The 14,988-nt window shown below is 67.4% G+C and carries 13 protein-coding genes; 4 read left to right on the top strand and 9 right to left on the bottom strand.

Annotated features, from left to right (window positions below; all coding sequences use genetic code 11):
• The 5 genes from ACFPUZ_RS08410 to ACFPUZ_RS08390 all read right to left on the bottom strand — a co-directional run.
• On the bottom strand, window positions 1-403 hold a 403-nt coding region (locus ACFPUZ_RS08410), incomplete at its 3' end, for a hypothetical protein (RefSeq protein ID WP_377001478.1).
• A gap of 63 nt (window positions 404-466) precedes the next feature.
• A complete protein-coding gene (locus tag ACFPUZ_RS08405) occupies window positions 467-3,535 on the bottom strand; it encodes a SpaA isopeptide-forming pilin-related protein (protein WP_377001477.1) in 3,069 nt (1,022 codons plus the stop codon).
• Between the two features lie 2 nt (window positions 3,536-3,537).
• Window positions 3,538-4,248: an isopeptide-forming domain-containing protein gene (locus ACFPUZ_RS08400; RefSeq protein WP_377001476.1), complete on the bottom strand. Its 711-nt coding sequence runs from the start codon at window positions 4,246-4,248 to the stop codon at window positions 3,538-3,540.
• On the bottom strand, window positions 4,238-5,086 hold the full coding sequence (locus ACFPUZ_RS08395; RefSeq protein WP_377001475.1) for a class C sortase: 849 nt from the start codon (window positions 5,084-5,086) through the stop codon (window positions 4,238-4,240). Before ACFPUZ_RS08395 ends, ACFPUZ_RS08400 begins: the two co-directional genes overlap by 11 nt.
• 9 nt (window positions 5,087-5,095) lie before the next feature.
• Complete coding sequence (locus ACFPUZ_RS08390) at window positions 5,096-6,568, bottom strand: SpaH/EbpB family LPXTG-anchored major pilin (RefSeq protein ID WP_377001474.1); 1,473 nt, start codon at window positions 6,566-6,568, stop codon at window positions 5,096-5,098.
• An 881-nt stretch (window positions 6,569-7,449) separates the two neighbouring features.
• Between ACFPUZ_RS08390 and ACFPUZ_RS08385 the strand changes: the two genes are divergently transcribed.
• Window positions 7,450-8,085: a TetR/AcrR family transcriptional regulator gene (locus ACFPUZ_RS08385; protein ID WP_377001473.1), complete on the top strand. Its 636-nt coding sequence runs from the start codon at window positions 7,450-7,452 to the stop codon at window positions 8,083-8,085.
• Here the strand turns inward: ACFPUZ_RS08385 and ppk2 are convergent, their stop codons facing one another.
• The 4 genes from ppk2 to groL all read right to left on the bottom strand — a co-directional run bounded on the left by ppk2 (window position 8,086) and on the right by groL (window position 11,592).
• Window positions 8,086-8,985, bottom strand: coding sequence for a polyphosphate kinase 2 (gene ppk2 / locus ACFPUZ_RS08380; protein ID WP_377001472.1), 900 nt, complete (start codon window positions 8,983-8,985; stop codon window positions 8,086-8,088).
• Window positions 8,986-9,103: 118 nt separating this feature from the next.
• Window positions 9,104-9,283 (bottom strand): hypothetical protein, encoded by a 180-nt coding sequence (locus ACFPUZ_RS08375; protein ID WP_377001471.1) that lies wholly within the window; start codon window positions 9,281-9,283, stop codon window positions 9,104-9,106.
• 87 nt (window positions 9,284-9,370) lie between these two features.
• Window positions 9,371-9,550: a PorH family porin gene (locus ACFPUZ_RS08370; protein ID WP_377001470.1), complete on the bottom strand. Its 180-nt coding sequence runs from the start codon at window positions 9,548-9,550 to the stop codon at window positions 9,371-9,373.
• Between the two features lie 395 nt (window positions 9,551-9,945).
• Window positions 9,946-11,592 (bottom strand): chaperonin GroEL, encoded by a 1,647-nt coding sequence (gene groL, locus ACFPUZ_RS08365; RefSeq protein WP_377001469.1) that lies wholly within the window; start codon window positions 11,590-11,592, stop codon window positions 9,946-9,948.
• 197 nt (window positions 11,593-11,789) lie between these two features.
• On the opposite strand from groL, the gene ACFPUZ_RS08360 reads away from it, so the two are divergent.
• From ACFPUZ_RS08360 to ACFPUZ_RS08350, 3 genes are all read left to right on the top strand, one after another.
• On the top strand, window positions 11,790-13,133 hold the full coding sequence (locus tag ACFPUZ_RS08360) for a dipeptidase (RefSeq protein WP_377001468.1): 1,344 nt from the start codon (window positions 11,790-11,792) through the stop codon (window positions 13,131-13,133).
• Between the two features lie 235 nt (window positions 13,134-13,368).
• Window positions 13,369-13,890: an acetyl-CoA acetyltransferase gene (locus ACFPUZ_RS08355; RefSeq protein WP_377001467.1), complete on the top strand. Its 522-nt coding sequence runs from the start codon at window positions 13,369-13,371 to the stop codon at window positions 13,888-13,890.
• Window positions 13,891-14,213: 323 nt separating this feature from the next.
• The coding region (locus ACFPUZ_RS08350; protein ID WP_377001466.1) for a proton-conducting transporter transmembrane domain-containing protein at window positions 14,214-14,988 on the top strand (775 nt) is incomplete at its 3' end.

Below are 14,988 nucleotides of genomic sequence, written 5' to 3'. Positions count from 1 at the left end.
ACGCGCGTTTCCCGTAGGCCTTCGCCGCGGCATCTTTGACCGTGCGGTTGAGGTCGCGCACCCGGGTGGCTGGGGCCCGGTCGATCTCCGCGACCGTGCCGCGCAAACCACACAGCTGCACGCGCAGTTCCTCCACGGTCATCGAGGCACCCCGGAGGAGTGAGCGGAGGTGTTTTTCGATGACGATGACCGCATCCAGCGACAACTCCGCTGCCGCCTCCCGTGCGGCCTGCTGGAGTTTCTTGTACCTGGTGGCCCCGTAGTAGGTGAAAGCCAGCTTCTCCCACAGCAACGCATCGCGAACCCCGAGGGCATCCAGCTGCGCGCGGGTGACCGTCTGGGAGGAGAGGTCCTCCAGGACGGTCATTGCCCGCAGGGCTGCCAGCGCGTCGAGGGTGTTCATGCCCCGGACACTAAACCGGAAACACGCAGCCGTCGAGAAGCACGCAACGCGGCCTGTGGATAACTACCCGTTATCCACAGAAACGCCCTTTCCGGTCAAACTACCGGTTGACAGCACCCTCCGGGTGAGCCACACTCCGGCCCCCAGGAGGACCCCTGCCAGCAGGGCGAAGGTGCCGACACCCGGGCCGCCGGTCTTGGGCAGGGACCCGATGCGGATGTCCGCGACCTGCAGCACGACCGTGTCGCCGTCCGCGTCACCGACGGTGGCACTCACCGCGTCCGCCGCGTTGAGGATCTCCAGACGCGGGCCCGCGGCGGACAGGGCGACCTTCACCTTCACCGGCGTGGTGAGCAGCTGGTAGGCCTGCGGCGAGCGGGTCTCCACGAGGAAGTACTCGCGGTCGGCGTCGAGAGTGCCGGAGTGGAAGCCGTCGCCGCCCGCGCGGAGGTCAGTGACATGGGCCCCGAGGGTGCCGTCGGGGTGGACGGCATGCACGGCGAAGGCGGCCCCGGCCAGCGGGGTGGTCAGGTCGTCGGCACCCACCTTGACCAGGCGCAGGGACACCTTCTCCGGCGCGGGGACGGGGGCGCAGGCGTCATCGTCCTCGCTGAGCACGCCCGAGGTCAGCTCGACGCGATTGAACAGGCCGTGGCCGGCCCCTTCGGTGGAGCATTCCTGGTTCCGGGTGATGTCGCCGGTGGGTCCGCGGAAGTGCACGGTGACCCGGTAGGTGTGCGTGGCGCCAGCGGCGATCTCCCGCTTCTCCGCGAGGCGGTAAGGTCCCGCCCCCTCGACCCTGTCCGTGCCTTGGCCGGTGATGGTCGCGTACTCGATGCGCACCGATTCAGCGAAGCCGGGGGTGTCGCTGAGATCGTAGGTGCGGTCGATGCCGCCGGTGTTGTCCACCGTCACCAGGTAGGTGACGGTGCGGGTCCCGTCCTCCGCGCGGCCGATCTCGCCGTCGAGTGACTTGTCGATACGCATCCCCGGCTGCTCCGGGTCGGTGCAGGCGTGGTTGTCCGTCTCGTCCTCGTCGCCGACGAGGGAGACAGAGTTGTGCAGGCTACGCGGGGTGGCGGTGGCCGGCGTCTCGCAGCGCTCGTGCGCGCCGGCGAGGATGTCGCGCACGGCCGTGTCACCCGCGGTGCCCTGCACGCGGACCTCGATTTTCTTCGCTCCCCGGGCCGGGAAGGACCCCAGGGCGGTGGCCGGGAGGACGTAGCCCTCCGGGGTCCGGGTGACGCCGTCGATCACGCGGCCGTCGAGAAGAAATTCCACCCCGGTGACCTGGAACCCCGCGGGGTAGGTGACCCGGTCGAGGACGGGGTCGCGCAGCCGCGCCTCGGCGTCGCCCTCGTTGCGCACGGTGATCTCATAGCGCGCCGTGAGGGTGCCGTCGAAGGCGACGGGCGTGGTCGGCTGGGCCGACTTGGACACGGAGAAACGGTAGTCGTCCTTCATGTTCTGCACCACGCACGAGATGGTCTGATCCGTCGCGATGTCGACACGGAAGCCCAGGTCACCGTCGTTGCTCACCGGCACCGGGCGGTCGTTCTTGTCGTGGCACACGGCGTTCTTCCCGCCCTGCTGCCGCAGGAGGTGCTTCTCCGCCTGGGTCTCGGTGATGCGCACGCTGCCGGAGCGGTGCGGCGTGTCCGTCTTCACGGCGAACTGCGCGCGCCCCTCGGCATCGGTGGTGCCGCTGGCCGTCGCCACCCTGATCGCGTTCTCGTCGACGAGGTAGATCGGGTGCGCGGGGTCGGTGGAACGCACGTCATCGGCGGTGAACTGCCAGTTCGCGCCCGGGGAGAGGAGGGTGCCGTGGGCGTCGACAAGCTGCTTCTCGACGATCACCGTGCCACCGCAGATCGCCACCGCCGCCTCGCGCAGCTGCGCGGCGAGCTCATCATAGGAGCGCAGCGCGAGGATGTCCGCCGCATTGCCGGTCAGCGAGGTCGCCACGGAGAGCGCGCTCGGCTTGGCCAGCCGGTGCTGGTACATCCGGAACTTGTACTCCTCCGAACCCCAGTAGAAGGCCCAGCGGTGGGCGGGCGCGGCGGTGGCATCCGCCCCCGTGAGGTAGTAGTAGCGGCCGGTCCCGCTGGTGGTCTCGTCGTAGGTGAGCGCTCCGTCGCGGACGGCGTCACTGAAGAGATACCAGTACGCCTGGGGCACAAACACGTAGGTGAGATTGCCGGAGTAGTCGTAGAAGTACACCTGGTTGGTGCTGTCCCACCCCCACGTCGTCGACTCCGAGAAGGGCAGCAGGGCGCCGTGACTGTTGTATCCCTCCTGCACGTTGTCCTGCAGGACCGAGACTCCGACGATGGGCATTTTCACGGCGATGACCTCGAGGCGCGTCCCGCCCGCCTTGAGGGTGTTGGCGGCGGTGATGGCGCGGGTGATGTCGATGTTGTGGGTGATGGCGCCGTAATCGGTACCCGGGTAGAGGGCGTTGTTGGTGGTGGGCACGCCGTCGGTGATGAAGTAGACGACGTCGTAGCTCACCCCGGAGGCCGCGACGTTCTTCAGCGCCCCCTCCCAGTTGGTGCCACCGCGGTCGTCGCCCACCCGGGTGGGCAGGCGCAGGTCCGTCATCGCCTGCCGGGCGGCGCTCACCCCGGCGTCCGTGCTCAGGTCGAGCTGCGGCTTGTCCGTGACATTCTGCGTGGGCGCCAGGGTGGCGAAGTTGTAGACACCGAGGGTCGTGGGGGTGTTCTTCAACCCCTCGATGAAGGCGTTGCCCGCGGCCTTGGACTGGGCGAGGCCGGTGTCACCGATGGAGTTGGAGAGGTCGAAGACCAGCGCGATGTTGAGCCCGCAGCGCTGCGGCATCGGCGGGTTGGGGACCACGGGATTCTGTTCCCAGTAGCCGTCGAAGAACTGCCCCTGCGGGGCGGGGGCGGCCAGGGCGGTGAGCGGCTCGAGGGCTTCCGGCTCGACGGGGGCGGCCAGGGCGGCGAGCGGCTCGAGGGCCTCCGCCGGCTCCGTCTCCACCGTCTCCGCCACCACCTCCGCCTCCTCCGTCGGCTCCTCCTGCGCGGACGCCGCCGGCAGGCTGAGGGCCACCATTCCCAGCAGGAGAAGCAGCGCGCAAAGCAGGCTCAGGGGGATAGTCAAGGTTCTCATGGTCAGGCCTTCTCGTTGATGCGTCGGCGGTTGCTCACAAGCAGCGCGGTGCCGGAGACCACCAGCGCCAGGGCGGTGCCGAGCGCGATGAGCACGCTGGCGCCCGTCACGGGCAGCGAGCCGGCACCGCCCTCCGGCGGGCTCTCCACCGGGGTCGTCGGCGGCTGCCAGGTGGGCAGGACCGGTACCACCGGAACGACGGGATGTTCGGGTCGGTATTTCACGTTGATGAGCACGTCGTAGCTCCACGCGCTCAACTGCCCGACGGGGACGGTGAGCAGCAGGTCCTGCGGCACGCGCCGCACCTCGGACGGGGCCACCGCGGTGACCAGGTAGAGGCCGACCGGGAGTCCGTGGAACACGGCGACTCCGCGAGAGTCGCTCATCGCGGTGCGCACGACGTCGTGCGGGGCGGCGGCCGCCTGGGCCGGGGTCGTGGCGCGGGCCTGGAACCAGCCGGCGTCGGTACGCAGGTCGACGCCGGCGAGGCGCCGGGCGGTGAACTCGACGCCCGCGACCGGGCCGGGCGGCGGGTCATCGTGGGGGTTGCCGGGGTCGAGGGTGAGGGTGAGCGTGCCGGTCGTGTCGACGACGTCGGCGGCGACGAGGCCGCCGGTGTCACCGACGATGGTCGCGGCGTGGGCGGGGACGACCCCCACACACAACGCGCACAGCAGCGCGCACAGGAAACGGCGCAGGCGATCAGACCACATCGTGGCCTCCCCGCAGCTGCCAGCGGAGCCAGGCGAGCAGGCCCAGGAGGATGACGACAGCACCCGCGAGCATCGCCCACATCCACCACTGCCAGGTGAGTCCGCTCCTGTCGAAGACCGCGGTGTCATCGTCGAGGGGCACGCGGTGGGCGTGCACGAGCAGACGGTGGGTGTTGACCCCGTAGGGGGTGCAGGTGATGAGCGTGAGCAGATCCTCCCCCGCGGCCTGCGCGAGGCTCTCGGTCTCCTCCGGCAGCACGACCCGGGTGTCATGGACCTCATATTTGAGCTTCTCCCCGGAGATCTGCAGGTAGATGGGGTCGCCGACGCGGGCGTCGATAAGATTGTCGAAGAGCGTCGCCGTGGTCAGCCCGGTGTGGGCGGTGAGCACGGCATGGGATCCGGGGCCGCCGACCGGCAGGTCGGAGCCGTAGAGGTGGCCGACGCCCTTGTCGAGCACCTCCTCGGAGGTGCCGTGGTAGACGGGCAGATCGACGCCCGCGCTGGGCACCACCAGACGCGCCATGGTCTCCAGCTCATGCAGCTGGGCCAGATAGCCCTGGTAGTCGGCGTTGTCCTCGGTGATGCGCGCGAGCCAGGGGTCGAGGATCGGCCCCGGCGTGCGCTCCTGGTTGTAGGCGCGCGCGTCCGCGAGCGCCGCGGCCAGTGCCGAGGGCTCAGCCTCCTGCTCGAGCCGGGCGTAGGCCGCCGCGGCCTCCTGCTGCCGCAGGTTGTTCCACTGCGTGGCCACCACGGGATACACCAGGGCCAGCAGGCCGGCCAGAATCACCGTGATCGGCAGCAGGAGGGAGCGGCGGCGCCGCGTGTGAATGCCCATTATCGACGATCAGGCGCGGGGCTGACGCTTGGCCAGCCAGGAGCCCACAGCGACGAGCGCGGCAGCCAGACCGGCGAAGATGCCGATACCCATGCCACCGGTGAGCGGCAGCTTCGGCTGGTTGGAGGGGATGTTCTGAATGGTCTTCTCCACGGAGACGGCGAAGGCGTCGTCACCGAGGCGGGTGCGGTCGGCCTGGGCGAGCTTGACCTCGACCGGCTCGGTGAGCAGCTCATAGCCGGCGGGGGCCTTGACCTCGACGAGGCAGTAGGTCTTGTCGATCAGCTGGGTGGAGTTCTCCACGTCGGTCACATGCAGGCCGTCGATGACCAGGGTGCCGTCCGCGCCGGTGGTCCAGGTGGAGACGGCCCCGATGCTCACCTTCTGCCCCAGCTCCGCCTTCGAGGCGCAGCGGTAGAGCTCGAACTCGGCACCTTCGAGGGCCTTGTCCGCGGCGCCCTGCTTGAGCACGCGCAGCTTCGCCCAGTAGGTGGTGACCTCGCCGGAGGGGCGCTCGTCGGTCTCGTTCGTGTTGTACGGGTTGTTGTGGAAGACCGTCGCCTGGTTCGTGGCGACGCCGTCGGTGGCACCGATCGCCTTGACCGTGGCCTTGATGGTGGTGACGACCTTGGCGGCGACGTCCGCTTTCTTGGCCTCGGTCAGCTTCGTCAGCCCGGCGGCCTGGAAGACCACCTCGACCTTCTGCTCCGCGGAGACGGTGACGGTGTAGTCGACGCCCGGGACGAGGGTCTGCCCGGCCACGACGACGGAGACCTGCTCGGGCGAGGTCGCCAGGTTCTCGCCGTCGAGCTGGTCGTGGACCTCGTACTTGGTGACGTTGTTCTGCGTGACCACGGGGATATCCGAGGTGATGGTGTACGCGATCTCGTCGCCGACGTTCCGGTCTGCGTCATCGACGGTCTTGGTCGTCTCCGAGCGGGAGTTCTTCGGGTAGGTGACCACGTCGTAGTTCCAGCGGGTGGTGTCGGCGGGATTGGTCATCGGGAGGTAGACGAGGTAGTCGGCGGCCTTGGACACGCCCTCCGGCGCCGCGGTCTCCTTGACCAGGTACAGGCCCACCGGGAGGCTGTCCCAGGAGACGGTGCCGTCGGCGCCCGTGGTCCGGGCGCCCAGCGAGGTACCCGCCGGGGCGGTGGCCACGGTGTAGCCCGCAGCGGTCTGGAAGTCCGCGGCGTTCTTGATCTCCATGACGCGGAACAGCTCGAAGGTGACGCCCGCCAGCGGGTTCTCCGGCGTGTAGTGCCCGGCGTTGCCGGTGTCGTGGGTCGCGGCCTGCGCGTCCGTGGACTTGACCACGGTGATGGAGCCGGAGGCGGCGAAGTCGACGAGGGAGGCCGGGGCGGTGGCCGCGGCCGGCTCCGGATCGGCGGCCAGGGCACCCGGGGCGCCGAGGGCCACCAGGCCGAGGGAGAGGCCGGCGACGGCCAGGACGGATGCGGAGCGCTGAGCGAGAGTGTTCATCTCGGAGACTCGACTTTCTGTCGGGAGGGAGGGCCGGTGCGGAGGTCTTCCTGGAAACCCGGTGCGGCCGAACTCGATGTCTGCTGGGAAAGGCGGGTCCTTTTCCCATCGGCTAGACGTTAAGTTCGCAGGTTGCGGGAACTCCAACGCAATTGCGAGACCGGGCGACCTCGGAAGGGCGGACGGAGGCGCTGCGCGCCCCGCGAGCGTCCGGCCCTGCACCTTCCGCGCACCCTGCAGCCGCCGCGGCGTTCAGGCGGGGGTAATGATCGGGGGGAAGATTGAGGAACGCAGCCCCCGACGCCTCCCGTCCGCAACTCCGTGACCTGCACCTATAAGTGCCCCGCCACCCTGGCACCGGCACTATCGCGCCCCGGATAGCTCTGCTCACTGTTTCGCAATCACCGTCGCGGGAGCCCGGGCGACCCGGGCCCGAACCTTAATATGACCTTTGCCCCGCCTGAGGCTGCAGCCGATCGGAAGAGCATTCGTGCGGCTCACAAACATAAAGAACCTGAAAACCCCTCCCCCGCCCACCCGCCTGTGGTCTGACAACATAAAGTGCAGGTCGCCGAAGGCTCACGACCCCACCGCACACTCCCGGGCCCCGCGCACCCACGCTGCCAGGCAATTGTTCCGCAATTTCATTCACGCGGCCCCGCGACCGCCAGACCCCCTCTGGCGTGCACTTTTCGAGATTCTCGTCGATAAGCCCACCGGCGACCGCCCCACCGGCACCGGCCAGCGGGAGTCGGACATCGCCAAAGTGCTTGAACTAGACAACTCAGCCACCCATGATGAGACCAGTCAGCACTTCCACTCCCCGGCCCCGGCCCCGCACATCTGCCGCGCCCCGGATCAAGAACACCCAAGGATTCCCCGTGAATTTTCACGCAGTCGAGTTCACAGAATCGACGCCCCCGCGCTCCGGCCCCGGCCGCCCCCGCGAGGAAGGCTACAACGAGCTCATTCTCGACGCCGTCACCCGCCTCCTCAACGAGGGCAAGCCCGTCACCATCCGCGAGGTGATCAAAGCCACCGGGGTCTCCCGGACCGCTATTTACCGGCGGTGGAAGAGCGTCAATGAACTCATCGCCGCCGCCCTCGACCGGGGCCGCGCGAACCTCATCTACACCTTCCACGGGCCGATCCGGGACGCGCTCAAGGAGATCTTCTTCTACCGCGTCCGGGAGACGGTCGGGCAGACGTACACGAACCGGGATTTCCGACGGCACCTGGAACTGATGATGTCCAACCCCCAGCTGCAGAAGGTCTACTGGGAGTCCTTCGCCTCCCGGCGCATCGCGCGCCTCCAGGCCGCACTGCAGCAGGCTGTGCGCAACGGCGAGATCGAGGCCGACGACGCCACCATCGAGGCGGCCGTCGACGCCATCTACGGGGTGCAGCTGTTCCAGTACGCCGTGCGCGGCATCCCCTACGACTCGCCCGAGGCGCAGCGCCGCTCGGAGCGGGGCTTCGACATCATCTGGCGCGGGCTGCGGAAGGACGGGGCCTGATCAGTCGCCGATCTGGTCGCGGCCCCGCAGCACGATGAGCGGGTCCGGCGTACCGACAACCTCATGGTCCTTGTTCGTGTACTCGAACTTCGACAGGATGTAGCGCATGGCGTTGATGCGGGCGCGCTTCTTGTCGTTCGACTTGATGGTGATCCACGGCGACTCGTCGGTGTCCGTGTAGCGGAACTGCTCCTCCTTGGCCCGGGTGTAGTCGTCCCACCGGTCCAGGGAGGCGAGGTCCATCGGGGAGAGCTTCCACTGGCGCACCGGATCGACCTGCCGAATGGCGAAGCGCGTGCGCTGCTCCTTGCGGGTGACGGAGAACCAGAACTTGGTCAGGGAGATGCCCGAGCCGAGGAGCATGTTCTCCAGCATCGGCACCTCGCGGAGGAACTCGGCGTGCTGGGACTCGGTGCAGAAGCCCATGACGCGCTCGACGCCGGAACGGTTGTACCAGGAGCGGTCGAAGAAGACGATCTCGCCGGCGGCCGGGAAGTGCGAGATGTAGCGCTGGAAGTACCAGGAGGTGGACTCCCGCGGGGAGGGCTTCTCCAGGGCGACGGTGCGGGCACCACGGGGGTTGAGGTGCTCGTTGAAACGCTTGATGGTGCCACCCTTACCGGCGGCGTCGCGGCCCTCGAAGAGGATGATGTGGCGCTGGCCGGTGTCCTTGGTCCAGTTCTGCCACTTCAGCAGCTCGATCTGCAGCTTGCGCTTGGTGATCTCGTACTCGTCCCGCGTCGTCCGCGTATCGTACGGGTAGTTTTCCCGCCAGGTCTCGATGGGGGTGCCGTCCGGGCGCAGGAGCACCGGATCATCTTCGTCGGAGTCGTCGACGACATACCCTTCCGTCTTCGCGAGATCGATAACGGGAAGTTCGTCGTCCTTGTGCTCAGCCATGACCATAATCTTAGACCCTGACACAGCTGGGGGTGCGCTGAACATCGCCCTCCCCCGGAATCGACAACACTCCGACCCGCAGGGGTCGGAGTGGCCTTGAAACTATCGGAACGCGGTACTAGTTGACCAGGCCGATGAGCTTGTTGACGGCGTCTGCCCAGTCGCCGGCGTTCTTCAGGAAGCCGAAGACGTAGGAGAAGAGGGTCGGGTAGGTCTCGCCCTCGTACTTGAAGCCGGAGGACAGGCCAATCCAAGCGTCGAATGCGGTGCCGTGATCGAGGGTCTGCGGTGCAGCCATGATAGATCTCCTTGAGAGTTTTGAAGAGTGGGGTGTCTGGCTCAGCAGTTCAGTGCCGGGCCAGGGAGTTCGGCAGGTGCCGGAAAACTACTCGGACTCGACCGGGAGGGAAGAGGCGAAGCGGGTGTTGTCGGACAGGTTGTCCAGGTTGCCGAAGAACTCGAAGAAGGTCTTGAGCAGGGCCGGGATGCTCTGCAGTGCGGTGCCGATGTTCTTGCCGAAGGTGGCGAAGTTGCCCAGGTTCTCCTGGATGATGTCGAGATCCATGTGATTTCTCCTTGAGAGCATGTATCCGGCGGAAAACCGGAGCGAGTTGACTCTTGACTGACACCCTCAGGGCGTCACGGGGAATATTCTGTCACAAGTTTGCGCCCCGTCAAGTGGTATCGCTATGAGACTTATTATTACGCGACCGTAACCCTTCCCTGTCAAACTGCTGTCAGTTCCGCAATTTGTGCAGGCCAAACGGCACGACCTGCACAAACGTATTATTACGGGGCAATAACAGGTGAACGAAGGTTTCCCGCAGGTTGAATTTCCGCTGAAAGTGACGAATCACCAACGTAAAGAATCACAATCTCCCCACCCCACCCCCGAAAAGGGGGAACCCCGCCGGGGAGACCTGCGAAGGTCTCCCCGGCGGGGCGTCGATAAGCAGCTTCCTAGAAGCCCATACCGCCCATGGCGTCGCCTGCACCCTCCGGCATGCCAGCGCCAGCCGGCTCCGGCTTGTTGGCCACGACAGCCTCGGTGGTGAGGAACAGCGCGGCGATGGAGGCCGCGTTCTGCAGAGCGGAGCGGGTCACCTTGACCGGGTCGTTGATGCCCGCGGCCATGAGGTCGACGTACTCGCCGGTGGCGGCGTTGAGGCCCTGACCGGCTGGCAGACCGGCAACCTTGTCGGCCACGACGCCCGCCTCGAGGCCGGCGTTGAGGGCGATCTGCTTGAGCGGTGCGGACAGCGCCTCGCGGACGATGCGCACGCCGGTGGCCTCGTCGCCGGTGAGGCCGAGATCATCGACCAGCACCTCAGCGGCCTGCAGCAGCGCGACGCCACCGCCGGCGACGATGCCCTCGTCGACAGCAGCCTTGGCGTTGCGGACGGCGTCCTCAATGCGGTGCTTGCGCTCCTTGAGCTCGACCTCGGTGGCGGCACCGACCTTGAGCACGGCCACGCCGCCGGCCAGCTTGGCCAGGCGCTCGTGCAGCTTCTCACGGTCGTAGTCGGAGTCGGAGTTCTCGATCTCGGCGCGGATCTGCTTGACGCGACCCTCGATCTGCTCCGGGGTGCCGGCACCCTGGACGATGGTGGTGTCGTCCTTGGTCACGACAACCTTGCGGGCGGTGCCCAGCAGCGGCAGATCGGCGGTCTCCAGGGAGAGGCCGACCTCCTCGGCGATGACCTGGCCACCGGTGAGGATGGCGATGTCCTGCAGCTGCGCCTTGCGGCGGTCGCCGAAGCCCGGGGCCTTGACGGCGACGGACTTGAAGGTGCCACGGATCTTGTTGACGACCAGGGTGGACAGGGCCTCGCCCTCGACGTCCTCGGCGATGATGAGCAGCGGCTTGCCGGACTGCATGACCTTCTCCAGCAGCGGGAGCAGATCCTTGATGTTGGAGATCTTGCCGGAGACCAGCAGGATGTACGGATCCTCGAGCACAGCCTCGCCGCGCTCCAGGTCGGTGGCCATGTAGCCGGAGATGTAGCCCTTGTCGAAGCGCATGCCCTCGGTGACCTCGAGCTCGACGCCGAAGGTGTTGGACTCCTCCACGGTGATGACGGAATCCTTGTTCACCTCGCCACCGCCGACGGCGTACATGGCCTTGGCGATCTGCGCACCGATGGACGGGTCAGCAGCGGAGATACCCGCGGTGGCGGCGATCTCCTCCTCGGTCTCCACCTCCTTGGCGGATGCCAGCAGAGCCTCGGTCACCTTGGCGGTGGCCTGCTCGATGCCGCGCTTGATGCCCATCGGGTTGGAACCCGCAGCCACGTTGCGCAGACCCTCGCGGACGAGAGCCTGAGCCAGCACGGTGGCGGTGGTGGTGCCGTCGCCGGCGACGTCGTCGGTCTTCTTGGCGACCTCCTTCACCAGCTCCGCGCCGATCTTCTCGTAGGGATCCTCCAGCTCGATCTCACGGGCGATGGACACACCATCGTTGGTGATGACCGGGGCGCCCCAGCCACGCTCGAGAACAACATTGCGGCCCTTGGGGCCCAGGGTGACCTTGACGGCGTCGGCCAGGGTGTTGAGACCGCGCTCGAGGCCGCGACGTGCTTCCTCGTCAAAGGCGATGATCTTTGCCATGTGTGTTTGTGCTCCTTATAGATATAGGACGACACTCACGTCTGCACTCCAACAGGCGCCCGCGACGGCACGGTCGGTGAGTGTGAACCAACCTCACCCGCTGAAGACATCGATTTCTGGCACTCAGTCGAATTGAGTGCTAACCCGTTTCTAGCAGTCGGGGCGGTCGAGTGCAAGGCGTCGGTATCGTGGTCGGCATGAACGAACTCCGCACCCATATAGAAGGACAGCGCGAACGCCTCTTCCGCGACCTCTCCGAGATCGTCGCCTTCGACTCCGTCCACGGCGCACCCGATGCCCCCGGAGCCGCTGCCTGGACTCGTCAGGCGCTTATCGACGCCGGGCTCACCGTCACCACCCACGACACCGTCGATGGTTCGACGGCGGTGATCGGGCGTCGAGAAGCGGCCCCGGGGATGCCGACCGTCCTCCTCTACTCCCACCACGATGTCGTGCCCGCGGGTGACCATTCCCTGTGGACCTCCCCGCCCTTCGAGCTGACGGAGCGCGACGGCCGCTGGTACGGCCGCGGCGCCGCGGACTGCAAGGGCAACCTGGTCATGCACCTGGCGGCGCTGCGCGCACTCAACGACTTCGGCGGCACGGAGCTGGGTCTCATCGTGCTGGTCGAGGGCTCGGAGGAGCAGGGCGGCGAGGGCCTGGATCACCTGCTGCAGACGCAGCCGGAGCTGTTCCGCGCCGACGTCATCCTCATCGCCGACTCCGGCAATGCCGCCGTCGGCGTGCCGACGCTGACGACCTCGCTGCGCGGCGGCGGGCAGGTGGTGGTCACGGTGAACACCCTGCGCACCCCGCTGCACTCCGGCCAGTTCGGCGGCGCCGCCCCGGATGCCGTCGCCGCGCTGGTGCGCATCCTGGATTCCCTCCGCGACGAACACGGCCGTACGGTGATCGACGGTGTCGATAACCTGCGGAAGTGGGAGGGCGAGCCCTATCCGCCGGAGGATTTCCGCCGCGACGCCGGGATGCTCGAAGGGACGCAGATCATGGGCACGGACGAGGACGCCCCCGCCGACATGGTGTGGGCCCGCCCGGCGGTGACCGTCACGGGCTTCACCTCCACCCCGGTGGCCGAGGCGGTCAACGCCGTGCCCGCCACCGCGAGCGCCAAGCTCAACGTGCGCGTGCCCGCCGGGCTCGACGCCGATGAGGTCATGGACGCCCTCGTGGCGCACCTCAAGGCCCACACCCCGTGGGGCGCGCACATCGACATCGACGTGCAGGAGAAGAACCAGCCCTTCTCCACCGACCCCTCCGGCCCGGCGCTGGCCCTGCTGCGACGCTGCCTGGCGGACGCCTACGGCGCCGCGGACGCCGTGGCGCTCGGTTCCGGGGGCTCCATCCCGCTCACCCTCGCCCTGCAGGAGACCTTCCCCGAGGCCGAAATCGCACTGTTCGGAGTGGAGGAACCGCAGTCCACCATCCACTCCCCCGACGAGTCCGTCGACCCCTCCGAAATCATCAACGTGGCCATCGCGGAAGCCGCGTTTCTGCAGGCCTGGGGCCAGGACAGGGGGTGAACGGAAAGTTAATTTCAGGCGACGGGTTGCCAAAGGGGTGGCGTAGCTCATAAAGTGGCATCCGTGACGTACACCAACATCGCTCTTCAGCTAGTAGCCGAGGCTACGAACCCCAGTGCGGGCTAGGGACTGACTCCCCGCACCCTGGGGTAGTAGTCGTTAAGCTTTTTCACCGCTGAAGAGTCGGTCCACTTAAGAAAATCCTTCCTTCCGAAGACCTTTAAAGGACCGCATCATGTTCAACGCAACTTCTGCCCCCGTCACCACCACCTCCTACGCTTCCGCTGACATCCAGCAGGACCCCTTCACCGCGCGTTTCGGCACCGAGCATCGTCTGCCCCGCGGTATGCGCGACGAGGCCGCCGGCATGGCCTGGCCCCTGTTCATCGCCACCTACGCCCCCGCTGCCGAGATCCGCATCTCCCACCTGGAGGCCACCCGCGGCCGCGGCGGGCAGCAGCACTTCCACGCCGAGATGGTCCGCACCTCCAAGACCGAGCAGCCGGCCACCACCACCCATGACATCACCGCCATGGGCCCCACCTCCGCCGCCTCCCACCTGCTGGCCGACGCCGGCCGCCACGTCGAGATCCTGGCCTTCCACCAGACCGAGCTCTTCGAGGCCACCGTCACCTTCGTCAAGGTCGCCCACCAGAACAACGAGAACCGCACCTCCTGGGCCATGGGCTTCGGCGCCACCAATGAGGCCTCCATCGCCGCCGCCCTGGCGTCGGGCGCCCAGCGTATTTATGGGTAGATAGGCCCCTGGCGTTCGCACGTCAACGAGCCGCCGACCCGGGATTTCCCCAGGTCGGCGGCTGTGACGTGTGAGGTTCACGTGCCAACCCAAGGTGGGCCCGCGCCCGCCGCAAGGTGCCCCCACGCAGACCGCAACGGAACCGTATATACAGCCTTCGGTTAGAATGGCTTATCGTTGGCCGCGCCGCCTATCGACGCCGCCTTAATCTTGGGTGTTTCTCAGTGCCGCTGGGGGCAGCACGCACGTTGGCGACGACAATCTTGGGACGCGCGGTCTGCGCCTTGTCCTGCCCGCCTCCAAGCGAAGGGAACATCGCAGACGTGCTGTTACTTCTGGCTGCCCTGACCATCGCCGCACTGGTCGCACCCGTCCTCATCCGCACCCTGGGACGGCCCGCCTTCGGCATTCTCGCCCTGGTGCCGGCCCTGGGCTTCTTCTGGGTGCTCTCCCTGTTCCTCTCCGGGACCTTCGCCGACGGCGGCGCCTTGAGTTTCGGCCGGGAATGGATGCCCGCGGCCCACCTCAACCTGGAGTTCCGGCTGGATTCCCTCGCGGGTCTGTTCAGCCTCATCATCCTCGGCGTGGGTTCCCTGGTGTTGTTCTACTGCTGGGGGTACTTCGACTCCAACCCGCGGCGACTGGCGGTCTTCGGTTCGCAGATGGTCGCCTTCGCCATGGCGATGTTCGGCCTGGTCACCTCCGACAACTTCCTCCTGATGTACATCTTCTGGGAGATCACGTCGGTGCTGTCCTTCCTGCTGGTGGGGTACTACGGCGAGCGCGCGTCCTCCCGCCGCTCCGCCGGGCAGGCCCTCATGGTGACCACCCTCGGCGGCCTGGCGATGCTGGTGGGCATCATCCTCCTGGGGCGGCAGACGGGTATCTGGCGGCTCTCGGAGATCCCGGCCTTCGCCGAGATCCTCCACACCCCGCACATCACGGCGGCGATCGTCCTCATCCTGGCGGGTGCGCTCACGAAGTCCGCCATCGCCCCGGGGCATTTCTGGCTGCCCGGCGCGATGCCCGCCCCGACCCCGGTCTCCGCATACCTCCACTCCGCGGCGATGGTCAAGGCCGGTATCTACCTGGTCGCCC

The organism is Corynebacterium nasicanis (genome assembly GCF_042658165.1).
GTDB lineage: Bacteria > Actinomycetota > Actinomycetes > Mycobacteriales > Mycobacteriaceae > Corynebacterium > Corynebacterium nasicanis.
This window is presented reverse-complemented; position numbering and strand designations above follow the sequence as displayed.